Origin of the sequence: Ruegeria arenilitoris (genome assembly GCF_013035315.1) — a bacterium.
In the GTDB taxonomy this organism is placed as follows: Bacteria; Pseudomonadota; Alphaproteobacteria; order Rhodobacterales; family Rhodobacteraceae; genus Ruegeria; species Ruegeria arenilitoris_D.
Genome location: NZ_WQHP01000011.1, coordinates 38379 through 62909 on the forward strand (window position 1 = coordinate 38379; position 24531 = coordinate 62909).

The 24531-nt window shown below is 59.1% G+C and carries 29 protein-coding genes and 1 pseudogene; 7 read left to right on the forward strand and 23 right to left on the reverse strand.

What is annotated here, in order from left to right; genetic code table 11:
• Positions 1 to 27 precede the first annotated feature (27 nt).
• The 5 genes and pseudogenes from GOV53_RS19000 to def (GOV53_RS19020) form a co-directional block, all read right to left on the reverse strand.
• Entirely contained in the window at positions 28 to 264 is a 237-nt protein-coding gene (locus GOV53_RS19000) for a GlsB/YeaQ/YmgE family stress response membrane protein (RefSeq protein ID WP_170469434.1), read from the reverse strand.
• Position 265: 1 nt separating this feature from the next.
• Positions 266 to 503 (reverse strand): annotated as a pseudogene (locus GOV53_RS19005) (hypothetical protein).
• A gap of 3 nt (positions 504 to 506) precedes the next feature.
• On the reverse strand, positions 507 to 1421 hold the full coding sequence (gene fmt / locus GOV53_RS19010; protein ID WP_170469437.1) for a methionyl-tRNA formyltransferase: 915 nt from the start codon (positions 1419 to 1421) through the stop codon (positions 507 to 509).
• 2 nt (positions 1422 to 1423) lie between these two features.
• The gene (def, locus tag GOV53_RS19015; RefSeq protein WP_170469440.1) at positions 1424 to 1918 is read right to left on the reverse strand and encodes a peptide deformylase; all 495 of its coding nucleotides are present in this window, start codon (positions 1916 to 1918) and stop codon (positions 1424 to 1426) included.
• Positions 1915 to 2433: a peptide deformylase gene (def, locus tag GOV53_RS19020; protein ID WP_170469443.1), complete on the reverse strand. Its 519-nt coding sequence runs from the start codon at positions 2431 to 2433 to the stop codon at positions 1915 to 1917. Before def (GOV53_RS19020) ends, def (GOV53_RS19015) begins: the two co-directional genes overlap by 4 nt.
• A 94-nt stretch (positions 2434 to 2527) precedes the next feature.
• On the opposite strand from def (GOV53_RS19020), the gene GOV53_RS19025 reads away from it, so the two are divergent.
• A complete protein-coding gene (locus GOV53_RS19025; protein WP_170469445.1) occupies positions 2528 to 3700 on the forward strand; it encodes a MalY/PatB family protein in 1173 nt (390 codons plus the stop codon).
• A 21-nt stretch (positions 3701 to 3721) separates the two neighbouring features.
• On the opposite strand, the gene GOV53_RS19030 is transcribed toward GOV53_RS19025, so the two are convergent.
• The gene (locus GOV53_RS19030; protein WP_170469661.1) at positions 3722 to 4075 is read right to left on the reverse strand and encodes a hypothetical protein; all 354 of its coding nucleotides are present in this window, start codon (positions 4073 to 4075) and stop codon (positions 3722 to 3724) included.
• A gap of 211 nt (positions 4076 to 4286) precedes the next feature.
• On the opposite strand from GOV53_RS19030, the gene GOV53_RS19035 reads away from it, so the two are divergent.
• Positions 4287 to 5276, forward strand: a complete 990-nt coding sequence (locus GOV53_RS19035; RefSeq protein ID WP_170469448.1) for a glutathione S-transferase family protein — start codon at positions 4287 to 4289, stop codon at positions 5274 to 5276.
• Here GOV53_RS19035 and GOV53_RS19040 read toward each other — a convergent pair.
• Positions 5258 to 5620, reverse strand: a complete 363-nt coding sequence (locus GOV53_RS19040) for a response regulator transcription factor (RefSeq protein WP_170469451.1) — start codon at positions 5618 to 5620, stop codon at positions 5258 to 5260. The two genes, GOV53_RS19035 and GOV53_RS19040, sit on opposite strands and share 19 nt — an antisense overlap.
• Before the next feature lie 183 nt (positions 5621 to 5803).
• On the opposite strand from GOV53_RS19040, the gene cobD reads away from it, so the two are divergent.
• The 3 genes from cobD to GOV53_RS19055 are packed head-to-tail and all read left to right on the forward strand — an operon-like array spanning position 5804 to position 8862.
• Positions 5804 to 6769, forward strand: coding sequence for a threonine-phosphate decarboxylase CobD (gene cobD, locus GOV53_RS19045; RefSeq protein WP_170469454.1), 966 nt, complete (start codon positions 5804 to 5806; stop codon positions 6767 to 6769).
• Positions 6766 to 7686, forward strand: a complete 921-nt coding sequence (gene cbiB, locus GOV53_RS19050; RefSeq protein ID WP_170469457.1) for an adenosylcobinamide-phosphate synthase CbiB — start codon at positions 6766 to 6768, stop codon at positions 7684 to 7686. Before cobD ends, cbiB begins: the two co-directional genes overlap by 4 nt.
• Before the next feature lie 12 nt (positions 7687 to 7698).
• Positions 7699 to 8862 carry a lytic murein transglycosylase gene (locus tag GOV53_RS19055; protein WP_170469460.1) on the forward strand — a complete coding sequence of 388 codons (1164 nt, stop codon included), beginning with the start codon at positions 7699 to 7701 and terminating at the stop codon, positions 8860 to 8862.
• 30 nt (positions 8863 to 8892) lie between these two features.
• Here the strand turns inward: GOV53_RS19055 and GOV53_RS19060 are convergent, their stop codons facing one another.
• The 5 genes from GOV53_RS19060 to GOV53_RS19080 all read right to left on the reverse strand — a co-directional run bounded on the left by GOV53_RS19060 (position 8893) and on the right by GOV53_RS19080 (position 15351).
• Positions 8893 to 9570, reverse strand: a complete 678-nt coding sequence (locus GOV53_RS19060) for a cyclic nucleotide-binding domain-containing protein (RefSeq protein WP_170469463.1) — start codon at positions 9568 to 9570, stop codon at positions 8893 to 8895.
• Between the two features lie 128 nt (positions 9571 to 9698).
• The gene (locus GOV53_RS19065) at positions 9699 to 10049 is read right to left on the reverse strand and encodes a hypothetical protein (protein ID WP_170469466.1); all 351 of its coding nucleotides are present in this window, start codon (positions 10047 to 10049) and stop codon (positions 9699 to 9701) included.
• 54 nt (positions 10050 to 10103) lie between these two features.
• Positions 10104 to 13559: an AAA family ATPase gene (locus GOV53_RS19070; protein WP_170469469.1), complete on the reverse strand. Its 3456-nt coding sequence runs from the start codon at positions 13557 to 13559 to the stop codon at positions 10104 to 10106.
• Positions 13560 to 13698: 139 nt separating this feature from the next.
• Positions 13699 to 14106: a hypothetical protein gene (locus GOV53_RS19075; RefSeq protein WP_170469472.1), complete on the reverse strand. Its 408-nt coding sequence runs from the start codon at positions 14104 to 14106 to the stop codon at positions 13699 to 13701.
• 45 nt (positions 14107 to 14151) lie between these two features.
• The gene (locus GOV53_RS19080) at positions 14152 to 15351 is read right to left on the reverse strand and encodes a PLP-dependent aminotransferase family protein (protein ID WP_170469475.1); all 1200 of its coding nucleotides are present in this window, start codon (positions 15349 to 15351) and stop codon (positions 14152 to 14154) included.
• A gap of 155 nt (positions 15352 to 15506) precedes the next feature.
• On the opposite strand from GOV53_RS19080, the gene GOV53_RS19085 reads away from it, so the two are divergent.
• Positions 15507 to 16277, forward strand: coding sequence for an FCD domain-containing protein (locus GOV53_RS19085; RefSeq protein WP_170469478.1), 771 nt, complete (start codon positions 15507 to 15509; stop codon positions 16275 to 16277).
• 3 nt (positions 16278 to 16280) lie between these two features.
• Here GOV53_RS19085 and GOV53_RS19090 read toward each other — a convergent pair whose 3' ends face one another.
• From GOV53_RS19090 to GOV53_RS19120, 7 genes are all read right to left on the reverse strand, one after another.
• Positions 16281 to 17534, reverse strand: coding sequence for a glycosyltransferase (locus GOV53_RS19090; protein WP_170469481.1), 1254 nt, complete (start codon positions 17532 to 17534; stop codon positions 16281 to 16283).
• 60 nt (positions 17535 to 17594) lie between these two features.
• A complete protein-coding gene (locus tag GOV53_RS19095; RefSeq protein WP_170469484.1) occupies positions 17595 to 18563 on the reverse strand; it encodes a sugar transferase in 969 nt (322 codons plus the stop codon).
• A 124-nt stretch (positions 18564 to 18687) separates the two neighbouring features.
• A complete protein-coding gene (locus tag GOV53_RS19100; RefSeq protein WP_170428877.1) occupies positions 18688 to 19248 on the reverse strand; it encodes a F0F1 ATP synthase subunit B in 561 nt (186 codons plus the stop codon).
• Between the two features lie 5 nt (positions 19249 to 19253).
• Entirely contained in the window at positions 19254 to 19805 is a 552-nt protein-coding gene (locus tag GOV53_RS19105) for a F0F1 ATP synthase subunit B' (protein WP_170428880.1), read from the reverse strand.
• 86 nt (positions 19806 to 19891) lie between these two features.
• Entirely contained in the window at positions 19892 to 20116 is a 225-nt protein-coding gene (locus tag GOV53_RS19110; RefSeq protein ID WP_005981269.1) for a F0F1 ATP synthase subunit C, read from the reverse strand.
• Positions 20117 to 20186: 70 nt separating this feature from the next.
• Positions 20187 to 20945, reverse strand: a complete 759-nt coding sequence (locus tag GOV53_RS19115) for a F0F1 ATP synthase subunit A (protein WP_170428883.1) — start codon at positions 20943 to 20945, stop codon at positions 20187 to 20189.
• Positions 20946 to 20947: 2 nt separating this feature from the next.
• Positions 20948 to 21280 carry an AtpZ/AtpI family protein gene (locus tag GOV53_RS19120; protein WP_170469487.1) on the reverse strand — a complete coding sequence of 111 codons (333 nt, stop codon included), beginning with the start codon at positions 21278 to 21280 and terminating at the stop codon, positions 20948 to 20950.
• A gap of 231 nt (positions 21281 to 21511) precedes the next feature.
• Between GOV53_RS19120 and GOV53_RS19125 the strand changes: the two genes are divergently transcribed.
• The gene (locus GOV53_RS19125; RefSeq protein WP_170469490.1) at positions 21512 to 21847 is read left to right on the forward strand and encodes an ArsR/SmtB family transcription factor; all 336 of its coding nucleotides are present in this window, start codon (positions 21512 to 21514) and stop codon (positions 21845 to 21847) included.
• A gap of 2 nt (positions 21848 to 21849) precedes the next feature.
• Here the strand turns inward: GOV53_RS19125 and GOV53_RS19130 are convergent, their stop codons facing one another.
• From GOV53_RS19130 to GOV53_RS19145, 4 genes are all read right to left on the reverse strand, one after another.
• A complete protein-coding gene (locus GOV53_RS19130) occupies positions 21850 to 22263 on the reverse strand; it encodes a universal stress protein (protein WP_170469493.1) in 414 nt (137 codons plus the stop codon).
• A gap of 82 nt (positions 22264 to 22345) precedes the next feature.
• On the reverse strand, positions 22346 to 22612 hold the full coding sequence (locus GOV53_RS19135; RefSeq protein WP_170469496.1) for a hypothetical protein: 267 nt from the start codon (positions 22610 to 22612) through the stop codon (positions 22346 to 22348).
• A gap of 58 nt (positions 22613 to 22670) precedes the next feature.
• Positions 22671 to 23585, reverse strand: coding sequence for a DMT family transporter (locus tag GOV53_RS19140; RefSeq protein ID WP_170469498.1), 915 nt, complete (start codon positions 23583 to 23585; stop codon positions 22671 to 22673).
• Complete coding sequence (locus GOV53_RS19145; RefSeq protein WP_170469664.1) at positions 23582 to 24460, reverse strand: LysR family transcriptional regulator; 879 nt, start codon at positions 24458 to 24460, stop codon at positions 23582 to 23584. The genes GOV53_RS19140 and GOV53_RS19145 overlap by 4 nt, the downstream gene beginning before the upstream one ends.
• Between the last annotated feature and the right edge of the window lie 71 nt (positions 24461 to 24531).

Sequence of the window (24531 nt, forward strand, 5' to 3'; positions counted from 1 at the left end):
CAATTGGCGGCCAAAACCGCCGGGCCGTCAGCGCCGAAAGTAAGCCTGCCAGATCCAAATTACCAGCAGCGCGCCAAGCACGGCCCCGACAAAACCAGACAACCATCCGGCGACGGCGATCAAAGCACGCAGAAGGAACCCACCGACCAATGCGCCGATGATACCAATCAACATGGTGGTCGGGATGTTCGCCTCAATCCGCATCAGACGGGTGGCCAGAAACCCGGCGGCGGCTCCGATGATGATCAGCGCGATGACCGGCATATCACTTCCTCCAATGGGTCGGCACGATGATCAGCGCGCCGATGGATGACAGCACGGCGTCCAGACCGGGGGGACCAAAACTGATACCGAACATGATACGCACAAAGTAAAACAAAAAAGGCACCGCCGACGCAGATAATGATCGACGGCAGGTACCCGTTATGGGTGAAGCCCGTTTTCTCGGACAGGTAGCCGACGATCCCGGCAATGACGACTGTGCCCATAAGCACCATGAACATCGACTACTCCGCTGTCAGGCGGCTGCCAGCCGGAATGGGCCAGCCCCGCAAAAAGGTTTCTTTATCCTGCGCGCCTTTCCCTGCCCGTTGCAAGCGCAGCAAGTCCACCGCGCCTTCGCCACAAGCCACAGTCAGGGCGCCATCCAGCACCTGACCGGGCACGCCCTGCCCCTTGGCAATCCGCGAGGCCAGCAGTTTGATGCGCGCGCCGTCGAATTCGGTCCATGCACCGGGGAACGGGGACAGGCCCCGGATTTGCCGGTCGACCTCGACCGCGGGGCGGGACCAATCGATCTGGGCTTCGGCCTTGTCGATCTTGGCGGCGTAGGTGACGCCGATCTCGGACTGCGGCTCCGGCGTCAGGTTGGGCAATTTGCGCAGAGCCTCAACAATCAGGCCCGCACCCATCACCGAGAGACGGTCGTGCAACTGGTCGGTGGTCTCTTCGTTGCCAATATCCGTCGCCTCGCGCAGCAGAACAGGCCCAGTGTCCAGCCCGGCCTCCATCTGCATGATGCAGATGCCGGTCTGCGCGTCACCGGACATGATCGCGCGATGGATCGGCGCGGCCCCGCGCCAGCGCGGCAACAAGCTGGCGTGGATATTCAGGCAGCCCTGCGCAGGCGCATCCAGAATGGGTTGTGGCAGGATCAGACCATAGGCGACGACAACGGCCACATCCGCGCTCAGAGCAGCAAAGGCATCCTGTTCTTCGGTCGATTTCAGAGACACCGGATGGCGCACGGTCAGGCCCAGCGCCTCGGCGCGGGCATGGACAGGCGTGGGACGGTCCTTTTTGCCCCGCCCCGCCGGGCGCGGGGGCTGGCAATAGACAGCTGCGATCTCATGCCCCGCCTCAACCAATGCATTCAGCACCGGAACCGAGAAATCGGGCGTTCCCATGAAAATGACGCGCATCTCTACCCCTGTTTCTTGGCTTTTCGCAGAAGCATATCCCGTTTGACCTTACTCAGCCGGTCGAAATACATGCGCCCGTTCAGGTGATCGATCTGGTGCTGCACGCTGGTGGCCTCGATTCCGACAAAATCGCGGCGGTCCACCATCCCCTGTTCGTTCAGGAACTTGACCGTCACCGCGCGCGGACGTTTCACCTTGGCCGAAACACCGGGCAGGTTCGGGCTGGCCTCATCATGTTCGCGCAGTTCGATCGAGCTGTGCAGGATCTCCGGGTTCGCCAGCCGCACGGCCCTGCCCCGCTCGGTCGAACCATCGACGACGGCAAGGCGCAGCATCACACCGATCTGCGTCGCAGCAAGGCCAACGCCAGGCATCGCCTCCATCGTGTCGATCATATCGTCCCAGATGGCGCGGATTTCATCGCTGATCTCGGCAACATCCTCGGCCTTGGTCCGCAGACGCTTGTCGGGCCACGGCAGGCAAGTGCGGACGGTCATGCGCGGGCCTGTTCGCGTTTCAGTTTCTGCATCTTGCGCGTGATCATCTGGCGTTTCAGAGGCTTGAGATAATCGATGAACAGCTTGCCGTTCAGGTGGTCAATCTCATGCTGAACGCAGGTCGCCCAGAGGCCGTCAAATGTCTCTTGCTGCAAATTCCCATCCCGGTCGATCCAAGTCACGTCGACCACTTTCGGGCGCGTCACCTCGGCGAATTGCTCGGGGATCGAAAGACAGCCTTCCTCGTAGACATTCGTCTCATCGGACGAGGCGACTATCTCGGGGTTGAACATGATCAGCGGACGAGGCGCCTCGTCCTCTTCCTTGACGCAATCCATCACGATCAGCCGGTCCAGCACACCGATTTGCGGCGCGGCCAAGCCTATACCCGGCGCGTCATACATCGTCTCCAGCATGTCGTCGGCCAGCTTGCGCAGCTCGTCACTGATGTCGGCCACAGGCGCACAGACCTTTTTCAGGCGGGGATCGGGATGGATCAGGATATTGCGTTTCATGAGGTTGATTTAGGGCATCCCGTCCCGCGCCGCAACGCCCCCCTTGCGCCTGCCGCAATAGTGGCTAGCTTTCGATCCGACAGATGGAGCAGACATGACTTTCAACGACCTGATCGACCGCCGGGGAACCAATAGTTCAAAATGGGACAAGATGGAGCAGCTCTACGGCGTTTCGCCAAAAGACGGGCTGGCCATGTGGACGGCAGATTCTGACTATCCAACCGCGCCTTGCGTCATCGACGCCGTGCGCAAAGCCGCCGATCACGGTGTGTTCGGCTATTCCTGGATGCACCCGGATTACCTGGGCTCGGTCCAGTGGTGGATGAGAAACCGCCACAACTGGGACATTGACACAGATTGGGTTCTGACCTCGCAAGGCTTGGGCAATGCAATCGCCCTGTGCTTGGACGTCTGGACGGAACCCGACGACGGTGTGGTGATTTTCACACCCGTCTACCATGAGTTTGCACACAAGGTGAACAAATCCGGCCGCCGCGTTGTTGAATGCCCGTTGGTCCGGCAGAACGACACCTACGTTCTCGATCTGGAAGACGCGCAGTCGCGGCTGGATGGGTCGGAAAAGATGTTGCTGTGGTGCTCGCCTCAGAACCCTTCAGGCCGGGTCTGGACGCCGGACGAACTGCGCACCGTCGCGGCCTTTGCAGAACGCAACGGACTGATCCTTGTGTCGGACGAGATTCATCACGATCTGGTCTATCCCGGAAACACCTTCGTACCGATGGATGTAGCAGCGCCTGATGCCCGGCCCTGGACAGTCACGCTGACGGCGGCTTCAAAGACCTTCAACATTGCAGGGCAGCGCACGGGGAATATGATCATTCCCGATCCAAAGCTGCGCGCGGCCATGCGGCACCGCATCCAGACACTGGATTATGATCCCGGCGCGCTTGGGGTTGCGATGATCACCGCGGCCTATTCGCCTGAAGGCGCTGCCTGGGTGGACGAACAGATTGCGCATCTTGCTGGCAATCGCGCAGTCTTTGACGCGGCCATCGCCGACATCCCTGGTCTGTGGTCCATGCCACTGCAGGCGACCTATCTTGCTTGGGTCGATTTCTCGGGCACCGGAATGAACCACGACGAATTCATCCGCCGTCTGCGCGCGGATGCCAAAATCGCAACCTCGTCCGGCCCCGGTTTCGGAGCAGGTGGAGAGACCTTCGAGCGGTTCAATCTGGCGACGCAACGCGGGCGCGTCGAAGAGGCATGCGCGCGGCTGAAACGCGCGTTTGCCGATTTGCAATAACTGCCGGAAGCCGGTTGAGCCCTATTCTTCGTGCCCCAACAGCGCAATCGGCGCGTCCGGGGCACGATAGAAATCAAGCGGTGCCCTGTCAGCCGAAGCTGTACTGCGCTTGAACTCATAGCGCATTTCGCCCGCCTCATCCTGATCCGCAATGATCAGGCACTGGTACAGGTGATTTGCGCCATCGTAGATATCGACAAGCCCGCGCAATTGCGGCGTGGTTTCGGCTTCGACCGTAAAGCCGTCTTTCCACAGTCTTAAAATTTTATAGGTATTGTCGCCAATTTCGACACGAAGGCGGCTGGTTTTTTTCAAACCAGCGATTCGCGCCGCATCCAATTCGGCTGAAATTTCCTTTGATACATAGGTACTCATAAAATGTTCCCCTCGGCAGAGGCTATTATTGTGAAGGCCAAATCGTAAAAATCCAGTGAACCCGGACACAGAGGTTGCCCTGATTTCAATCTGTTGCACAGAAATCTCAACCGAGATGTGCATGAACGCAGGCATGCTGCGCGCCGTCCGACATAGGATCACCAAATCCACCGAACTATATTTGGCTAAACCGCTTTTCGGAGGACTGAGCATGGGCCTTTTGGTCGACGGCAAATGGCACGACACCTGGTACGATACCAAATCCACCGGTGGGGCTTTTAAACGAAGCGCCGCGCAGTTTCGCAACTGGCTGACCGCCGATGGCAGCGCCGGGGCTACGGGCAAGGGCGGGTTCAACGCCGAAGCCGGACGCTATCACCTCTATGTCAGTCTCGCCTGCCCTTGGGCGCACCGCACCCTGATCTTTCGCGAACTCAAAGACCTGAGCGATCACATCTCGGTCTCTGTCGTGCACCCCGATATGTTGGATCACGGTTGGACGTTTGAAACGGACGATCACGGCGCAACCGGTGACACCCTCTATGGTCTTGGCTTTGCGCATCAGATTTATACCAAAGCCGACCCAAACTACTCGGGCCGTGTCACGGTGCCGATCCTGTGGGATAAGGCCCAGCAGACGATCGTGTCGAACGAAAGCTCTGAAATCATCCGCATGTTCAACTCGGCCTTTGACGGGATCACTGGCAACACGGACGATTACTGGCCCGAGGCGATGCGCAATGACATCGAAGAGGTGAACGCGCGGATCTATTCCAACGTAAACAACGGCGTCTACAAATCGGGCTTTGCAACAACGCAACAGGCTTACGATGCCGCCGTTGCCCCCCTGTTTGAAACACTGGACTGGCTGGAAGATCGTCTGGCCCACAACCGCTACCTGATGGGCGATCGCGTAACCGAAGCCGACTGGAGGCTGTTCACGACGCTGATCCGGTTCGACCCGGTTTATCACCTGCATTTCAAATGCAACCGGCGGCGTCTGGTCGATTATCCGAACCTGTGGGCCTACACCCGCGAGCTATATCAATGGCCAGGCGTCGCTCAGACGGTGAACATGCACCACATCGTGCGCCACTATCACTTTAGCCATGACAGCATCAATCCGCACCGGATCATCCCCACGAACCCGGTCCTGGACTATATGGAACCGCACGGGCGCTGTCAGCGACCCGCCGCGTAGTGTTCTACCATCGCCGCCAGATCCTCTGGCGGCGTCCCGCTTTGAACATAGGCGCATGCGTTCGGGCTGTGGGCAAAGATCGACCCGTCCGAAAAGAATGTGGTGTTGGTGACAAAAATCACCCGCGCCTCGGGCCGCCGATAACTGGCGAAATCGGCCACAGCCAAGGCGCTGCCGGTTTCCAGAATCAGATCCAACACGATAATATCGAAATCCGTGCCATAAAGCGCAAGGATCGCAGCCTCTTGACCGGCAACAAGCGTCACTTCGGCGCCTTGCCGTTCCAGATGCCTTTTCCAGACCCGACCAAGGTCGGGGTTACTCTCAACAATCAGTACTTTCATTTGCAACAACCTCGGCACTTGGTAGAGTGTGTGGTGCCGAACCCCGTTGTTTGTGATCACGCTTATTCCTTAACAAAGTGTTAATGGCGTCACCCAACGGGTCCGATCACGCGGATTTGCTTGTAAAAACGGCGAAAATCCGCTTGAAGCGGGCTTAAACTGACGATTCCGGCGAGAACCCCGATGGCAAGCCCCGACGACACACTGAACCCCCGCGCAGCCCGTGACCATGGCGGCGGGCTGGATGGCGCCATGGCGCAGTTCGGAGGCGCGCGCGAGGACTGGCTGGACCTGTCCACGGGCATCAACCCGCACCCCTATCCGGTTTCGAACCTGACCCAATCGGATTGGACGGCGCTACCCGATCACGGCGCATTTGAGCGTTTGTCGGCTGCCGCGCGCCAGTTCTGGTCGGTGCCCGACGGGGCCGCAATCCTGCCTGCGCCCGGCGCGTCTGCGCTCATCGCCCGCATGCCTGCGCTCGCCCCGAGGGGTAGGGTTCAGATCACAACTCCCACCTACAACGAACATGCCGCAGCATTTGCTGCACAAGGCTGGACTGTTGAGTCAGCAGGTCCTGCCGAGGCGCGTGTTATCGTCCACCCAAACAACCCCGATGGACGCATCTGGAGCGCAGCGGACGCCGATGCCTCACTGACCGTGATTGATGAAAGCTTCTGTGACATCTGTCCTGAGAAGTCTCTGATCCATCTGGCCGAAAATCCTGGCGTGATCGTGCTCAAGAGTTTCGGAAAGTTCTGGGGACTGGCCGGGTTGCGGTTGGGGTTTGCAATCGGTCGGTCGGACCTGATTGCTAAGCTGAATGACCTGACCGGCCCTTGGGCAGTCTCTGGCCCGGCCCTCAGGATCGGCGAACGGGCGTTGCGGGATACCGAATGGGCTAACTCAACCCGCCAGCATCTGGCCGACGCCGCTGACCGGCTGGACCAGATGGTCACTGGCAGCGGCGCAACACTGATCGGAGGCACCACGCTGTTCCGCCTCTATGACGTTGACGATGCAGCCGCCTGGCAAGCCAAACTGGCCCGCGCCCATATCTGGAGCCGGGTTTTCCCCTACTCCGGTACCTACCTGCGGCTGGGCCTGCCACCCGCTGACGCCTGGGACCGGCTGGAGGCCGCGTTGTGAGCACGGCTTTCCTGCTTGTATGCGCCATGTGTCTGGACGCGGCACTGGGAGAGCCCGACTGGCTGTGGTCCCGCATCCGCCATCCGGCAGTGATGATCGGGAACATCATCGGTTGGCTGGATGAACGCCTGAACCAAGGGACAGGGAGGCGGCTAAAGGGGATCGCTGTTGTGTTGTTGCTTGTCTTTGGCGCGTGGTTCCTGGGCCGCGCCTTGGCTCTGTTGGGGCCAGTGGTTGAAATCATCCTTGCGGCAATTCTACTGGCACAGAAATCGCTGGTCTCCCATGTTCGCGCCGTGGCCGACGGGCTGCGCGCCTCTCTGTCCGAAGGCCGTGCCAAGGTTGCAATGATCGTATCACGCGACACACGGGATATGACCGAGGCTCAGGTTGCGCGGTCCGCCATCGAAAGTGCCGCCGAAAACCTCAGCGATGGGGTGATCGCACCGGCCTTTTGGTTCCTGATCGGGGGCCTGCCCGGAATTCTGATCTACAAGGCGATCAACACGGCCGACAGCATGATCGGCTATCGCACCGAAAAACATCGTGACTTTGGCTGGGCGGCCGCACGATTGGACGATGTTCTGAACCTGATCCCTGCCCGCCTGACCTGTGTGATGATCGTGGCCCTGTCCGGCCAATGGGCGCGCTGGCCCGAGATGGTCGCCGACGCCTGCCGCCATATCTCTCCCAACGCTGGCTGGCCCGAGGCTGCCATGGCGCGTGCACTAAACGTCGCCCTGGCCGGGCCGCGCAGCTACGACGGTAAGCTGCGCGATCTGGCCTGGGTCAATGGCGACGCACCCCGTGATATCGGTGCACCGGAGGTTTTCCGCGCATGCGACATGCTCTGGCGGGTTTGGGGGCTTGCGCTGGGGCTCGTGTCGGTGTGGGTTGGGGCAAGTTTCATTTTCTGACGGACCTTACGAATGCGTTTTCTCTCGGGCATCCTTGCCGCCGCCCTTTTCGCCTCACCCGCATCGGCCCAATGCGGCGGTGGCTTCAATTCCTTCGTGAATGGTTTGAAATCAGAGGCCGTGCAGAAAGGGTTCGACAAGTCCACAGTGGATGGCTTCTTCCAAAGCGTTCAGCAAGACGGAGCCGTTCTGCGCGCCGACCGGGCGCAGGGCGTGTTCCAGAAACCGTTCATTGATTTCTCACGCCGTCTGATCTCGCAAAACCGGATTGATCGCGGCAAATCCATGTCCCGCAAATACGACGCCGTATTCGACCGGATCGAGCGGGAATATGGCGTCTCGCGCGGTGTCCTTCTGGCCTTCTGGGCGTTCGAGACCGACTACGGTGCGGTTCAGGGCGATTTCAACACTCGCAATGCTTTGGTCACGCTGGCCCATGACTGCCGTCGACCCGAATTGTTCCGACCGCAGATCTTCGCCGCCATCGAACTCTATAGCCAAGGCAACTTCGACCCCGCACGCACAACGGGTGCCTGGGCCGGAGAGATTGGCATGGTGCAGATGCTGCCTCGTGACATTCTTGAAAACGGTGTGGACGGAGATGGCGATGGCAAGGTCTCCTTGAAGACCTCGGCACCGGATGCGCTGATGTCCGGCGGCAAGATGCTGTCGCATCTGGGATGGCGGCCGGGTGAGCCTTGGCTGCAAGAGGTGATCGTACCTGCAAAGATGGACTGGTCCCTGTCTGGCCCCGGCAAACCGCGCCAGGTGTCCGAATGGCAGGCAATGGGTGTTCAAGCCCGCAACGGTTCGCTAGCCAACCTTTCCGCCTCTCTGATCCTGCCACAGGGGCACAAAGGCCCAGCATTTCTGGCTTATCCCAATTTCGACGTCTATTTCGAGTGGAACCAGAGCTTTGTTTACGTCCTGACCGCCGCCTATTTCGGCACACGGCTTGAGGGCGCGCAGATCTATGACGCAGGCAATCCGCCGCAAGGGTTGAATGCCGCGCAGATGAAACAGTTGCAAACCAAGCTGCAAGCGCGTGGGCATGATGTCGGCAAGATCGACGGCATCTTGGGCGCTGGTACGCGGGCTGCTGTGCAGTCGGAGCAAGCGCGGCTGGGCCTTCCTGCGGATGCATGGCCGACCGTGGACTTGCTAAACCGTCTGTAGTCCGCACAGGTTGCGCATTGCGGTACGTCTCTAGGGTGTCGGTCGGTGCATTTGCGTTCTGGCCGACGCCAAAAACCGTGAGATTTCCAAGCCCAGGCTGGCCTCGATTGAAATCTGCAGGTTCGTGTTGCCCTGAAACCCGGCTTCCAAAACCGAAAATGGCCAATACACCACACGAGTGGGTTTCAGCGTCGTCACAGAAACGGGCGCTTTGAAGGTCGTGTGATCGCTCAGAAAGGCGGTGCCGCCCAAAAACCGACCTTCTCCTAGCGTATCCACTTGTTCACCGTTCGCGTCGACGCGGACCTCACCGTCCACAATCAGTGTAAGCCGATCGACCGCTGTGCCCTGAACCAGCAAATCGGTTCCAGCCGGAACGGTCTCATGAACGCCCATTCTGAGCAGAGCAAACGCGTCCTGCTCGCTGAAGTTTCGAAGCGCGATTTCGTAAAGACGCCTCTCTTCGTCGGTGAATGGTACGGGGCGGCGCTCCAACATGATGCGGACGATCCAATAGGCGTTGATCCCCGAAAAGAACAGGTTCCAACCGATCGGGGCCCACAAGGGAGAATCCTGCAGGTAGTAATAGGGCAGCAACAGGCAGGCGCCGATCACCGACAGCACCCTCAGCCAGAAGATATCTTTTGCGGAATAGGACAAAAGATAGAAAATGTTGGCTGAATTGACCAAGACGTCCAAGCCCAGCATACCAGCACCTCACCTGCAGCAATCATGCCGAACAGCGTAAATGACTGTATGCAAAGAGCAACGCGGGATTGCATGACCGCAAAACCGGCTCTGAAACAGGCGAACCGAATACCACCGAAGGGCTTAAATTAGTCCGGCCTAACGGGGTACCGGTCGCCCTTTTCGTCAATCAGGATTAAACGCTCGCCGCTGCGGACATACAGATCACACCGGCTGAACCCGTTGCGATAGGCGATGCAGACGCTGCCATCCTCGGCAATGGAATACGTCCCAAAGGCCGCGTCTCCGCTGGCATAAGTATAGGAATAGGCCCCTCCGGCTGAGAACTTGGCCTGCCCATCATCGTAGAATGTCAAAGTTCGGCCCGCCAACGCGTCTAGCTCGTCGGGGGTTAGCCGGGTATCTCCGGGTTTTGTGGGCCATTCGGCCGCTGAAACAGGGCTGGCCGCAAGCAAGGCAAAGATCAAAAAACGGGTCATGAGGCCACCTTACCCCGCAGCGCTGCGTTTGAGGCATAACGTTGCAGTGAGCGGTCAGGCGACCATTTGCTCGGCCTTCTTCAGATCGACCGAGACCAACTGGCTGACGCCTTGTTCCTGCATTGTCACACCGAACAGACGGTCCATCCGCGCCATGGTCACCGCGTGGTGGGTGATGATCAGGAACCGCGTATCCGTCTGGCGGCACATCTCGTCCAACAGATCGCAGAACCGGGTGACGTTGGCGTCGTCCAGCGGCGCGTCAACCTCGTCCAGCACACAGATCGGTGCCGGGTTGGCGAGGAACACGCCAAAGATCAGCGCCGTCGCGGTCAGGGTTTGTTCGCCGCCCGACAGCAGGCTGAGGGTCGAGAGTTTCTTACCCGGCGGCTGACACATGATCTCAAGCCCAGCATCCAGCGGGTCGTCGCTTTCGACCATGACCAGGTTTGCCTCGCCACCACCAAACAGGTGCTTGAACAGCATGGCAAAGTTCGAATTCACCTGCTCAAACGCGGTCAGCAGACGTTCCCGGCCTTCTCGGTTCAGGCTGGCGATACCGCTGCGCAGAGCCTTGATGGCTTCTTCCAGATCGGCTTTTTCACTATTCAGTGTGTCGAACTCTTCCTGAACTTCCTGGCTGTCCTCCTCGGCACGCAAGTTCACGGCACCCATCGCATCGCGCTGGCGCTTATGGCGATTAACCTCGGCCTCCAGCGCATCGGCGGCCGGCATCTGGTCCGGGTTGGTATCCAGCTGGTTCAGCAACTGGTTCGGGGTCAGTTGCTGATCCTCGGCGATCCGTTCAGCCGCTGCGACCACGCTTTCCTTGGCCGCGTCACAGCGCGCCTCAGCCGCGGCGCGGGCTTCGCGCGCCTCCGAGGCCAGACGTTCCGCTTCGCGTTCCGCCAGCACAACCTCGCGCTGCTGGGTTTCGGCCTTGGCCAGCTTGTCGGCGGCCTCGGCGCGCCGCGCCTCGGCGGTTTCGATCAGTTCGTTCAGTTCTTCGCGGGCTTCGGCAATTTCACCCGGGGCGGCCATGGCCTCGGTCAGTTCCTCTTCCGAGCTTTCTTTGCGTTCGGCTAGTTCTGAAATCCGCTTTTCTGCCGTTTCCAACCGGTGCCGCCATCCGCTCAAGTCCTTGGTGACCTCTTGCGTCCGTCGGGTCCGCGCCTCGCCTTCGCGGCGCAGCTCGTCATGGGTTGAACGATGAGTCAGCATCGTGATCCGTGCAGCTTCGACTGTCTGCTTAATGTCCTCGACCTGCGCACGTGCACTGTCGAGGTCACCAAGGCTGGTCAAGGCGCCATCGGCCTCGCGCAACTGGGCGCGGGCGGACATCGCATCTTCTTTGTGCCGGTCGACAGCCAGAGTCAGTGTCTCCAGCTTGCCCTGCGCCAGATTGCGATCGGCTTCGGCCCGGCTGAGTTGGCGCGCGGTTTCCGCCATGCGCTGATCTGCGGCGCGGCGGGCCTCACGGGCGCGACGGTCCGCTTCGGTAACGTCAGCCAACTGCTGCGACAGCGCCTCATGCGCCGCCCGAGCACCGTCGGCCTGCGCCTCGGTACGCGTCAATTCCTGCTTCAGAGCTTCCAACTTATTGAGCTGTTCCAACCGTAGCGCAGCAGCGCTTGGTGCATCCTCGGCCCAGGCTCGGAACCCGTCCCAGCGCCACAGGTCACCGGACCGCGATACCAACCGTTGCCCCGGCTTCAACGACGCCTGCAAACGCGCGCCCTGATCCGCATCAACCAAACCAATCTGAGCAATCCGACGGCTCAGTCGATCCGGACCGGACACATGCAGCGCCAGGGGCTCAACCCCGTCGGGCAGCGGCTGGTCCGCATCATAACCTGCCACCTGCACCCAACCGGACGGGCCATCGCCTTCGACCAACGGTGCGCGCAGATCATCGGCCAACGCAGCGCCCAAAGCCTTTTCATAGCCAGGATCGACACGCAGCAAGTCCATGACCTGCCCACCTTCGGCAGTATCCCGTTCCACCAACTTGGCCAACGCCGAAGTCTCGGCACGGATCGCACCCAGCTCACCCTCGGCCTCGGACCGCTGTGCGCGCGCTTCAGCTTCGCGGGCCTGAGTTTCACTGCGCAGTTCATCCGCGGCGGCCAATGCTTCTTCTGCAGCTTCAGCGGCCTCGCGGGCCTCTTCCTCACCTTCTTGCGCGGCCTCGAATGCCTCGCTGGCGCGGGTTAACGCATCGCGGGCCTCATTCACGGCGGCGCGGGCTTTTTCCTCTTCGCCCTCAGAGCGGGCCAGCGTCTTGCGACTGTCTTCCACCAAACGCTGCGCCGACTGATGCCGCGCAACCAAACGCGCCATGTCCTCGGTTTCTTGCGAGAGGTGGTCTTCACGCTCCTGCAACACCGCCGCAGCCTCGCGGGCGATCTCGGCGGCTTCTGCCACCTTATCATCATACCCATCGGCCGCTTTGGCCAATTCACGCGCTTCCCATTCCAGACGTTCAATCATCTGGCCGGCATCCCGGTTCAGGCCGGTTTCCCGCTCGATATCATTGCCCAACTGCTGGATGCGGTTGGTGAGTGTCTCGATCGTCTGGCGCGCGCGCGTTTCCTGGTCCGTCAGCTGATCGCGCTGGACCTGCTGGCGCTGCAGAACGGCGGCCGCGATGGCCTCTTCCTCGCGCATCGGTGGCAGAGTTTCTTCAATCTCGGCACGCTTGGCACTTGCGGCGCGGGCTTCGGCCTCGGCGCGCGAGGCTTCGGTGATCCGCTCACGGAGAACGTCCTCGGCCTGCTGGCGCGCCATATCCGCTTCTTTCCAGCGACGGTATAGCAGCATACCTTCGGCCTGGCGCAGCTGCTCTCCGATCTCGCGATAACGCGCCGCCTGACGGGCTTGACGAGCAAGCTGGGCAAGCTGCCCGCCCAACTGTTCCAATACGTCATCCACGCGGGTCAGGTTGGACTCGGTGCCTTTCAGTTTCAGCTCTGCTTCATGACGGCGCTGATACAGACCCGAAATCCCAGCCGCCTCTTCCAGAATTCGACGACGGGCGCGGGGCTTGGCGTTGATCAACTCGGCAATGCGGTTCTGCCCGACCAGCGCGGGCGAATGCGCCCCGGTCGAGGCATCCGCAAACAGCATCTGAACATCGCGCGCGCGAACATCCTTGCCATTGGTCTTGTAGGCACTGCCGACATCGCGTGTGATACGACGCACAATCTCCAACTGGTCCGAGTCATTGAACCCCGAAGGTGCAAGACGTTCGGAATTGTCCATGGTCAGGACAACCTCGGCAAAGTTGCGTGCGGGGCGGGTTGCAGCCCCCGCAAAGATCACATCCTCCATCGCACCGCCGCGCATGGATTTGGGGCGGTTCTCGCCCATCACCCAACGCAAAGCTTCCAGAAGATTGGACTTGCCGCAGCCATTCGGACCCACCACACCGGTCAACCCATCCGCGATGATCAGATCGGTTGGATCAACAAAGCTTTTGAAGCCGGTCAGTTTGAGTTTGCTGAAGCGCAAAGGCAATTGGTCCCGTGATTCCTATATCTGGAAGTCTGCGCAAGCTGTTGGGGTCGAGTCAACGGAGGAACGCAGGATATGGGATTTCACGACGAGTTATCCACAATATCTTGCCAAAATACGCGGAAATGCGCGTATTTCAGTACGGCGTGCATTCAAAAACCTGATAACCGATCCCGTCTCCAACACCCTCGAACGTGCCGAAATCAATGCATTCGTAGTTCGGGGTAGAGATTGAGGTCAGTAACAATCGCTCACCCGCATCTCTATCACACCCCAGAACGCCAACGGTCACCGCCGCATCGCCAAGGACGTCCAGTATGGGGCAGCCCGACACCTGTGCCATGGCCAAGGCCGCTCGGTCCCGGATGGGACCAAGGCGTGGGGCATATTGGGCGTTGATCCGTACAGCCTCGGCCAATTCGCCCCGCACCCGCACGTCAAACACGCTGCCATTCACCGCCACCCGGGTTGCGGACGCGTCCCGAAAATGGGGCGTGCCGGCCGAACATGCGGCCAGCACTAGGAGGGACAGATACCGGATCATGCCCACAGCTTTGCACCAGCGAGGTTAACAAAACCTTTCCATCTCTCAGGCGCGCAGAACCTCGCCCAAACGGCGGATGCCTTCGCGGATCGTGTCTTCATCCGAGTTCGAAAAGCTCAGCCGGATCGTGTTGGTCCCGCTGCCATCGGGGAAAAAGGCCCCGCCCGGAACAAAGGCCACCTTGACCGTCTCCAAAGCCCGGGCCAACAGATCCGCCCCATTTGTTCCAACCGGCAGGGTCAACCAGATGAACATGCCCCCTTCGGGTTTTGTCCATTGAACTCCATCGGGCATATGATCCTGCAAAGCCTGCAACATCGCATCCCGGCGCGCACCGTAGACGCGGCGCAACATTGGTATGTGGGTGTCGAAACAGGCTCGTGCGACCTGATCGATGGCCATCTGATTGATGGTCGCGGAATGCAAATCAGCTGCCTGTTTCATCAACACCAACTGGGAAATCACCGGCTTTGCCGCCACAACCCAACCAACCCGCAGTCCCGGCGACAGGGTTTTTGAGAAGCTGCCGCAATAGATCGTCCGACACTCCTCAATCGAGCCTTTGCGCGCCAGTTCCAGTGCCAGAACCGCCGGGATAGCCGCGCCATCATAGCGCAGAGCCAGATAGGCCCCGTCTTCGATCACGGCGCAATTCAACTCGTCCGCCAAGTCCAGCAGAGCCTTTCGGCCACGAAGGTCCACGGTTTCACCCGTAGGGTTCGCAAAATCGGGCGAGAGATACGCGAATTTGACCGCCCCTTCGCCCGCTGCTTTCACGTATTCCGCAGCGCCGCGGTTGCCATTGATACTCAGCTGATCAAAACGCGGCTCATAGGCGTTGAATGCAGCCAGCGCGCCCAGATAGGTGGGCCAACCAACCAGCGCGGTATCTCCGGGAGACAGGTAGAGCTTGCCCAGATAGTCCAGAGCCTGCTGTGAGCCCGATGTGATCAGGATATTGTCATTTCCACACTCCACTCCGATCTCGTGCATATGGTCCACCAGCCACTCGCGCAGCGGCACGTACCCCTCGCTGACAGAATACTGCAGCGCTTGTGCCTGCATTTGAGGGCTTAATGCAGCCTGAAACGCTGTCGCGAACCCTTCGGCGGGAAAAAGCGCGGGATCAGGGATTCCCCCGGCGAATGAGATAATGCCGGGTTGATCCAGCAGTTTAAGCAACTCGCGTATCTCGGACGCTTTCATCCGGGACGCCCGAGTGGCGAACAATTCGTGCGTAGACATGCGCCTCCTCCGCATTGATGTGACGTCAGCGTATTGCGGCATTTATTAAAGTCAATAATGCTGACCTATTGTTTCACTCATGTGACCGGCCTGCTTGAACCACCCGGCGATCCGTGGTCATATGATTTGACCAATTTGCAAAAATGACGCCCTGCATGCCCTTTCAAAAAGTTCAGACCGAAAAGCTGTCGATTGCCGTGGTCCGCCAGATCGAGTTGTTGATTCTGCGCGGCATTTTGCGACCCGGCGAACGGCTGCCAGCCGAGCGAGAACTGGCTGAACGTCTTGGCGTGTCCCGCCCGTCCCTGCGCGAAGCCATCGCGGAATTGCAGGATCAGGGATTGCTGACGGCCAAAGCAGGGTCAGGCATCTATGTGGCCGAGGTTCTGGGATCCGCCTTCTCCCCTGCTCTGATCCGGCTGTTCAGCAGCCATGAGGAAGCGGTGTTCGACTACCTCTCGTTCCGGCGCGACCTTGAAGGGCTGGCGGCCGAGCGGGCTGCACGTCTGGGGTCAGCGAGCGATCTGGAAGTCGTTCAGACGATATTCGACAAGATGGAAGCTGCTCATGCCCGCAATGCCGCCGAAGATGAGGCGCAACTAGACGCCCAGTTCCACATGGCGATCATCGAGGCCAGCCATAACGTGGTGATGCTGCACATGATGCGGTCGATGTACGATCTGCTTCGGCAGGGCGTGTTTTACAATCGGCAGATGATGTTTCAGCAACGAACCACGCGGGACGCCATCCTGGATCAGCACCGTGCCATAAACACTGCCCTTCAGGCCCGCGACCCCGAAGGCGCACGCGAGGCCGTGCACAAACATCTGAGCTATGTGCAACAGTGCATGGAAGACCACCAGAAGGCGCGGCGCAACGAAGCCATTGCTCAGCAGCGCCTGGATCACGAGACCAGTCAATCTTGATGACTATTGGGCAGGTTTTGTGCTGGAATCCGCGTCAGCCTCTACAGCGATCTTTTCATAGAGTATTTGATATTGGTCTGCGACCGCCACTTCAGCAAACCTGTTCGCCGCATGTTGCCGTGCGGTGTACGACATGTTTCTCCCGGCACCTGTCTCGCGGTTCCGCAAGATCGAGGCGATGCCTTGCGCAAGGTCTTCTGCCTCGAAGGGCTGCGCAAGATATCCCAGGCTTTGGTTGGGAACCAGATCCGAAAGCCCGCTGGTCCTGAACCCCACGACCGGAACGCCACAACACATGGCTTCAACACCGGTGTAACCCAGCACCTCGCGACGGGACGGCAACACAAAGACATCTGCGGCCGAATATATACGTTTCAGCAAGCGATTGTCCCTGATCCGTCCCATGAAATGCACGGGATAGGGAAACTCAACGTCGATCTTGTCACTGCCAAATACAACCGCCTGAACATCAGGAATGTCGACATGCACTCGTCGCATTGCCTCGACGAGGTGGGTGAACCCTTTGTTGGAATCCGCAGTCGCTTGAACCGCGCCAAACAATACCAATGGAGCGTCCTGAGGCAGTGACAGATAGGCACGCGCCTCGGCCTTAGCGACAGGTGCCCAGAATTCGGTGTCAATAGCGTTGGGGATCACGGTTACTGGCCAGTCTCGCATCAGCGCACTGTGCCGTACACAGTCAGCCAACCAGTTGCTGGGGCAGACGATCTGAAACGGCTTCTTCCAATTGGAGGCTTTTCTCTTCCAGACCCAGCGGTTCACGTCGAAGCCATTATGGTCGGACGACGCATAACCGTCGCGCCACCTGTCTAACTCACTCACATGCTCGGCCCCGGAGAACGGCCACATATCATGAAACGTCCAAACCACAGGGTGTTTCAGCGCTCCGATCTCGGCAATCGAAATCATGTCGGAATTCACCCAGTGCAAATTTATGATTTGCGTGGGCTGGCTGTTCAAATACGCGCTCAGGCCAGACCTTGCCAGACCCAGCGAAGCCAACCCTTTGACCTGTTTGCGTGCATATTTCTTTCGCAGATACCGGGCGCATTCACGTTGACAAAACCGCGTCAGCGTTTTTTGTGGCGCAAATTTAGTGATCCGGTCATCGTCGGGGCCCTTGACGATGGTCATGCGCGAGTCCGCCCCTGTGGTCAGCAAGGCCTGATGCAGCCGACGGGCCGCAATTGCGGCTCCTCCACCGGAGTAGCTATGGCTAATGTGGTTTACAAGCATAGGAACGGATTTCGTAAGAATGTCAGAGGTTCGAATGCCGGAGTCTTTGGATTGTCGCCTCTAAGCGACATCTCCCGGTTTCAAATGGCCCCTATCACCCCAGAACCTTTTTTTCAGCCTTCTAAACTTGCGTCTTAAACGGGTCAAACGGTCCGGTCTATAGCTGAAATGCGCACGCAACGCCTCGAGCGCGCCGATATCCTCAGCGACATCATTGGGCAATGGCAGGTCAAAATCTTGGCAGAGTTCTTTTGGCCTTTGCTCGTCTATTGGACCACAATGGGTTCCTGACCCGTCCAGACCGATATTCTCCACAAAAGACCGGCAGGGGGAAAGGCAAAGGCCATCCTGCTTGAAAATTGTCGCGTACCAGAAAATCGCCCAGGTACGAATGTCACCCCGCAAATTTCCCAGCACCTGACCCCACAAATCCTCCGCACCGTTCAGATTTAAACGAAGAATGTCATTGTCGGAAAACTGCTGTACTAGCTTATCTGGATCGCGTTCAAAATGCTGCCAGCGGTCAGCCCAACTAGCCCATCCCCAACAGTTCATGAAGCGCCAGAAGATTGCGCCACGCCGATCCAACAACGCCGGAAGGTCTTCGTTGAAACCGGCGATGTGCCAGACGCGAGGGTCATCTTGGTAACGGTCCAGCGCGCGGTTCATGTAGGTCAAGAAGGCGGGCGAAGTCACGATGTCGTCTTCGACCACAATCGCCTTTCCATAAGCCTGCATCGTCGCGGTGACGCCGTCTTGAATCGACCGCGCCAACCCAGCATTTGCGTCACGCGCGTGCAATGTGACCGAAGCAAAGCCTGTCTGCGCTTCGATCACCTTTCGCGTTTCTGCGACCAGGGGTCCTTCTTCTTTGCAACGCGGCCCATCGAGATAAGCTATCAAATAGGTTTGCGCCGCCAGGGGCGACGCCGCAAGCGCCTGTAAGGTCCGCGTGGTGTGATCGGGTCGGTTGAAGGCGAACAGACAGACCGGTGCTGGATCGGCAATCGCTGGTGCTGTGTCAATCATAGCAACTCTCCCTCAGGTTTCGCGCAGGATATTTGACGCTAAAACTTCCCCAAGTGCGAGAAAAAAGTAACCCGAAAGCGATCGGCTTTCGGGTCACTCTTTGTCTACACGGCGTCAGACGCTATCAGTGCAGCTTGTCACCAACGTCTGCGATGGCCGCGTCGATCAGCTTGTTGGCCTGTGTCGCAGTCATCTGCTTGGCCAGAACCGCGTTGGCAGCTGAAACCGCCACGGTGATGGCCTGATCACGGACTTCCTTGACCGCCGAAGCCTCGGCCGAAGCGATCTGGTCCTGCGCGGCTGCCAGACGGCGGGCGATGGATTTCTCCAGATCAGCCTTTGCCTGCTCCGCCGCCAGAGCGGCATCGTCCTTGGCAGCGGCTACAATCGCATCTGCCTGGGTCTGTACTTCGCGCTGTTTGCGCTCGTACGAGGCCAGCAGGCTGCGCGCTTCTTCGTGCAGGGCTCGGGCTTCGTCCAGCTCGGACTTGATGCCTTCGGCACGGTTGTCCAGCGCGCCACCGATCATGCCCGGAACCTTGAAATAGAACAGGACCGCGATGAAAACGATGAAGCCCAGGAAGACCACAAAGTCGGTGTTGGCCAGCGAGAAGAACGGACCTTTGGCCGCAAATGCCGGGCTGGCTGCACCGAAGGTCAGGATAAGGGCAAGAGTGTTCCGCATGTCACTTATCCTTTCATCTGCGCGTCAACGGCACCGTCGATGGCTTTGGCATCTGCCTCGCCGCCCAGTGCGGTGACCAGTTCAGCCGCCGTATCCTTGGCAACCACTTGAATGCTTTCCAGCGCACCGGCACGGATATCGGCAATTGCCTTTTCCGATTCAGCCGCCTTTGCAGCGATTTCTGCATCCGCCTTGGCAATCGCGTCATCCAGACCAGCCTGGATTTCCGCACGTGCTTCGGCAGCGATACGCTGCGCTTCGGCACGGGCATCGGCCAGCGCCTTGTTATAGGCCTCTTCGGCCTCGACCGCCTTGGCCTTCAGATCTTCGGCCGCAGCCAGGTCATTTGTAATGGTCCCCTGACGTTCAGCCAGTATTGCCGCGATACGGGGCAGAGCCACGCGAGACAGGACCAGAAAGATGACGACCAGCGTGATGACCAGCCAGAAAATCTGGTTGGGGAACCAATCGAAGCAGAGCTGCGGCATCCCGATGGCTGAGCCATAGGAGTCGACGCACGAGCCGGCTACTTCTTCTGTAATGGGTTCAGTCGCCATGATATCCTCCGTCGGAAACTTGTCTTTACAACAGGTGGGCCGCTATGGCTTGGACCCACCTGCGCGTAAGGATCAGGTTCCGCAGATTATACGGCGAACATCAGCAGCAGCGAGACCAGGAATGCGAAGATCCCCAGGGCTTCTGCGAACGCGATACCGATGAACAGGGTTGCGGTCTGCGAAGCAGCCGCCGAAGGGTTGCGCAGGGCGCCGGCCAGGAAGTTGCCTGCAACGTTGCCCACCCCGATTGCGGCTGCGCCGGAACCGATTGCTGCCAGGCCTGCGCCGATGTGTGCGAGATCGCCTTCCATGATGTATCTCCTTACGAATTGGAAGTTTCGATGTTGGGTTATCGTTCCTGTGCTCAGGGCAGCGCCCTGATCAGTGATGCGGATGCAGAGCGTCCTTCAGGTAAACACAGGTCAGAATGGTGAAGACGTAGGCCTGAATGAAGGACACGAGGACCTCAAGGCCGTACATTGCGGTGATCGCCAGAACGGACACGGGCGAGATCGCGGCGATCGCGGCAAAGCCTGCGAAAACTTTGATAACTGCGTGGCCTGCCATGACGTTACCGGCAAGACGAATGGAGTGGCTGACCGGACGCACGAAATACGAGATCAGCTCGATGATCGCCAGGATCGGGCGCAGCGCCAGCGGGGCGCTCGAGACCCAGAACAGGCTCAGGAAACCAGCGCCGTTCTTGACAAAGCCCAGAACCGTCACGGTCAGGAACACAGCCAGCGCCAGCGGAATGGTTACCGCGAAATGCGATGTCGTGGTGAAGGACATGGGGATCATGCCCAGGAAGTTCGCGCAGACAATGAACATGAACAGGGTCATGACATAGGGGAAGTACTTGACGCCTTCCTTGCCGCAGATGTCTTCCAGCATCTTGTAGATAAAGCCGTAGGTCAGTTCAGCGACCGACTGCATACGGGTCGGGACAATGGCACGCTTGGACGTGCTAAGCACCAGCAGACCAAAGACAGCGACGATCGCCAGGAACAGCCACAGGGTCACGTTTGTGATCGTGAACATGCCAACTGCACCGTCACCGAACAACGGTTTAACGATGAACTGATCCATCGGGTGGAAAACCAGGCTGCTGCCTTCTGCTGCGGTGGTCTCAGTTGCCACGTTCAGTCCCTCTCGTCCTTCTCGGCAGCCGTCGCCGCCGCTTGTTTCTCTTGAACCTCTTTCGCGCTGCGGAGCATAACCTTCACGCCCGCGACAAGGCCCAGCAATGTGAACAGCACCAGAAAGATCGGGATCGTCCCGAGCAGGCTGTCCAGCCCGTATCCGATGCCAAATCCGATCCCCAGACCGGATACCATTTCGATGACCATCCTCCAGGCAAGTTCGCCTCCGGATATGTCACTGTCTGCGCGGGTCTCGGGCTTTTGGGCCTTTTTTGCCGCCTCGATCTTGGCCTCCAGCTGCGCCATACGCTGCTTTTGGTCATCATCGGTCACGGGCGTTTCCCTCGTACAGTCTTGGGTAGGGTGCTAAGGGTGAAGGCGTTCAGAGTCAACGCTGTTGAACGCCCGAAATGACGCAGGTTAAATTATTGTTTTTTAATGTTTTAATGGAGTCATTGGGACTCATGATTGCGGCTCGCTTATAGCATCAGCCGCCAAAACCGCTGAATCCGCATATTCAACCAAATGGTTGACCAAACCCGGACGCTATGATTGAGCGAGAGCATGTCCAACGATCTCGACACCGTGTTCGCCGCCCTCGCCGACCCTACCCGCCGCACCATCCTTGCGATGCTGCTTGAGGATGACATGGCCGTCACCGATGTGGCCGAACCGTTCGAGATGTCGCTGGCCGCTATCTCGAAACACCTGGTCATCCTGACCAAGGCCGGGCTGATCTCGCAAGAAAAGCGTGGACGGGTGAAATGGTGCAAACTGGAACCCGACGCGCTGCGGGCGGCGTCGGTGTGGATGCAAGGGTTCGGTCAATTCGAGCCGGTCAACCTTGACGCGTTCGAGAGATTTCTTGAGACCGAACTTCCTACAGCGGACGACGCCTGAACCTATCTGACCACGAACACCGAAACTTTGGCGTGTTTGGCCAGATAACCGGCATGGCTGGAAAAGATGTGATCCGTGATCCGCGGGGCATGCGTTCCGACGACGATCAGGTCAGCCCCAACCTCTTCGGCCGCACGGGTCAGATCTCCATCCACCTCAGCCGCCACGTCAACCGAGTGAATATTGCGGGCTTCAACCTCGGCCCCGCTCTGTTCTGCCAATTGATCTACGATGGTTTGCAATTCGGCGCTGATGGCTGCATCCGACTGCGTGACGTCGCCGGGCTGTGTCCCGGTCACGCTGACGAGGGTGATCTTGGCCTTTTGCCATTTCGCCATCTGGGCCGCGACATCCAACGCTTTGCGAATTTCCGGCGGCAGGTGAATATCCACCGGAATCATGATGTGACTGAACATGGTTTCCTCCTTCTCCTGGCCGCGATTCTAGCGTTTTCAGGAGCAGGTACCTTGATCTGCCTCACAATTTCGACCGTAAGGATTACCCTTCCTGACTGTACTCGACGCCGATCACCACGCCGGTGGCATCTGCCAGACACAGCCATGGGGCCTGAGCGCCTGCAACCTCGACCGTTGTGATGGTCCCGGTCGGAACAGACTCGGTCGAAGTGGCTTTGACATCTGCCGCCTGGACGCCCGTCTCGGCTGAAACCAACGCTTCGCAAGAGGCCTGAAGCGGCGTTTCAGACGCGCCCTGTGCGCAGGCTGACAAGGTCGCAGCGGCGACACAGAAAATGGCTGACCTCATTCTATCCTCCCGGTTGTTCTGATCGGCAGGGTGAAGGTTTATAGCGAAATAGCAAGCATCATTCGGATTGATGCGCAGCGCCAACAACGGGCCGGTCTTCGCTTTTGAGCAGCAGGACCAGTGCAATCACGGTCAAAAGCACGCCCACCAGCACAAGACTTGTTGGCGCAGGCCGCCCCAATGCGATTTCCCACAAGATCACCCAAGTCGGGATGATATAAGTGTATGCCATGACCTTGGCAGACGGCAGGCGCAGCGCTGCAAACTGCACCAAAACAAAGCTGGCCGCCGTGGCAAAGAACGACAGGTACAGCAGGCTGACCCAGACGATCAGCGGAAGGTTCGCCCAATCGGTGGCACGAATGTCTGACCAACCGATAATCGTCAGGATCACACAGCCCGCAACCAGGGTGCCGAAAGTGAATACGACGGCTGGTTCACCCCTGTTCAGCTTGCGCACCATTGGGGTGTAGATCGCATGGGCCATGCAGCCCCAGAAAAAGATGATCTCTCCGATCCCGATCTGAAAGGCGCGAAAGGCCTGCCAGTCGGCCCGAAAGATTACCCACATGGCTCCGGTCGCCCCGACTGTCAGGGCCAGCGCCATACGCGGAGTGGTGACTTGCCGCAGCAAAACCCAGCCAGCAATGGCGGACATGACCGGCGTCAGCGTGAACACCGCAGAAGTGCTAACCGGATCAGCGGTCTTCAGGCCGTAGAACATCAGGACAAAATAGGTGGCGAACAATCCACCTAACACTGCATACCGCCATGGGGCCTGCACCGCGCTGCGCGGCAAGCCGGTGGTCATCAGCGCCGCGACACCGATGATGACCGCCGCGATCAAAAACCGACCGGCAGTTATCGCCAAAGGCGCGATCTGGTTGGCTACGATGGACCCGAGCGAGAAACTGCCCGCCACCAAAATCGAGAATGTGATCATGGCCAGATGGCCACGCGCCTGCGGTGTCACGAAAGCCAGCCCTTGGACTGTTCCTTGAGGAAGGACAGGAAGGCCTGAACCTTTGTCGTTCGGTGAAGGTCCACATGGGTTACCAGCCACAGCTTGCCGGACCATTCGGGCAGTGGCTCCATAACTTCGACCAGTTCAGGGTCGCGCGACGCTTCCCACCGGGCCATAAAGCCGATCCCGGCCCCGGCCAGCACCGCCTCTCGCATGCAGAAGTTGTTCGTGCAACGAAAGGCAATGGCCTCAGCGGGTACAGTTTCGCGCAGCCATTTGGCAAACGGGGCACGGCTGTTTTCATCGTCCGTGCTGACGAACAGATGATTGGGGAATTCTTCCAGGCTCGACGGCTTGCCGCGGCGCGCGATGTAGGACCTGCTGGCGAACAACCCGACTTCCTGAGGGATAAATGGCTGCACAACATTGTCGGGCTGATCCGGGGCGGCACCGGCGCGAATGGCCACATGCGCCTCGCCATATTCAAGGCGGAACAGGCGGTCGCCGGTCAGGTAGCGCACGATCAGGCCGGGATGCATCGTCTGGAATTCGGACAGGGCAGGCACGACCAGAGGCGCCAGCGAAGCAAGCGAAGTCACCACCAGCTCGCCCGAGACATCATCGCCGCGCCCTTTCATGCGACCGACCAACTGATTGAACTGATCCTCGGTAGCCTGAGCGACACGCAACAAGTCTTCGCCAGCGTCAGTTGGAGTGTACCCGCGCGCATGGCGTTGGAACAGTTTGACACCCAGCCGCGCTTCAATCGCGTCGATATGGCGGATCACAGTGGCATGATGCACACCTAGAATCTCGGCCGCACCGCTGACAGTGCCCATCCGGGCCACTTGATAGGCCGTTTTGACTTCGTCCCAATTGTCCATCACCCAAACCCATTGTGCAAAATCCAACAATACCTGTTGGTATATCTGCGTTTCGTTCGCAGACACAACAC

Coding starts and splice junctions, on each gene's coding strand:
- GOV53_RS19100 (WP_170428877.1), bottom strand. CDS start 19,248: ATGCGGAACACTCTTGCCCTTATCCTGACCTTCGGTGCAGCCAGCCCG.
- def (WP_170469443.1), bottom strand. CDS start 2,433: ATGAAACGCAATATCCTGATCCATCCCGATCCCCGCCTGAAAAAGGTC.
- GOV53_RS19085 (WP_170469478.1), top strand. CDS start 15,507: ATGCCCTTTCAAAAAGTTCAGACCGAAAAGCTGTCGATTGCCGTGGTC.
- def (WP_170469440.1), bottom strand. CDS start 1,918: ATGACCGTCCGCACTTGCCTGCCGTGGCCCGACAAGCGTCTGCGGACC.
- GOV53_RS19105 (WP_170428880.1), bottom strand. CDS start 19,805: ATGGCGACTGAACCCATTACAGAAGAAGTAGCCGGCTCGTGCGTCGAC.
- GOV53_RS19030 (WP_170469661.1), bottom strand. CDS start 4,075: ATGAGTACCTATGTATCAAAGGAAATTTCAGCCGAATTGGATGCGGCG.
- cobD (WP_170469454.1), top strand. CDS start 5,804: ATGGCAAGCCCCGACGACACACTGAACCCCCGCGCAGCCCGTGACCAT.
- GOV53_RS19110 (WP_005981269.1), bottom strand. CDS start 20,116: ATGGAAGGCGATCTCGCACACATCGGCGCAGGCCTGGCAGCAATCGGT.
- GOV53_RS19135 (WP_170469496.1), bottom strand. CDS start 22,612: ATGAGGTCAGCCATTTTCTGTGTCGCCGCTGCGACCTTGTCAGCCTGC.
- GOV53_RS19000 (WP_170469434.1), bottom strand. CDS start 264: ATGCCGGTCATCGCGCTGATCATCATCGGAGCCGCCGCCGGGTTTCTG.
- GOV53_RS19130 (WP_170469493.1), bottom strand. CDS start 22,263: ATGTTCAGTCACATCATGATTCCGGTGGATATTCACCTGCCGCCGGAA.
- GOV53_RS19035 (WP_170469448.1), top strand. CDS start 4,287: ATGGGCCTTTTGGTCGACGGCAAATGGCACGACACCTGGTACGATACC.
- GOV53_RS19080 (WP_170469475.1), bottom strand. CDS start 15,351: ATGTCTACGCACGAATTGTTCGCCACTCGGGCGTCCCGGATGAAAGCG.
- GOV53_RS19095 (WP_170469484.1), bottom strand. CDS start 18,563: ATGATTGACACAGCACCAGCGATTGCCGATCCAGCACCGGTCTGTCTG.
- GOV53_RS19040 (WP_170469451.1), bottom strand. CDS start 5,620: ATGAAAGTACTGATTGTTGAGAGTAACCCCGACCTTGGTCGGGTCTGG.
- GOV53_RS19055 (WP_170469460.1), top strand. CDS start 7,699: ATGCGTTTTCTCTCGGGCATCCTTGCCGCCGCCCTTTTCGCCTCACCC.
- fmt (WP_170469437.1), bottom strand. CDS start 1,421: ATGCGCGTCATTTTCATGGGAACGCCCGATTTCTCGGTTCCGGTGCTG.
- GOV53_RS19060 (WP_170469463.1), bottom strand. CDS start 9,570: ATGCTGGGCTTGGACGTCTTGGTCAATTCAGCCAACATTTTCTATCTT.
- GOV53_RS19075 (WP_170469472.1), bottom strand. CDS start 14,106: ATGATCCGGTATCTGTCCCTCCTAGTGCTGGCCGCATGTTCGGCCGGC.
- GOV53_RS19065 (WP_170469466.1), bottom strand. CDS start 10,049: ATGACCCGTTTTTTGATCTTTGCCTTGCTTGCGGCCAGCCCTGTTTCA.
- GOV53_RS19025 (WP_170469445.1), top strand. CDS start 2,528: ATGACTTTCAACGACCTGATCGACCGCCGGGGAACCAATAGTTCAAAA.
- GOV53_RS19125 (WP_170469490.1), top strand. CDS start 21,512: ATGTCCAACGATCTCGACACCGTGTTCGCCGCCCTCGCCGACCCTACC.
- GOV53_RS19145 (WP_170469664.1), bottom strand. CDS start 24,460: ATGGACAATTGGGACGAAGTCAAAACGGCCTATCAAGTGGCCCGGATG.
- GOV53_RS19090 (WP_170469481.1), bottom strand. CDS start 17,534: ATGCTTGTAAACCACATTAGCCATAGCTACTCCGGTGGAGGAGCCGCA.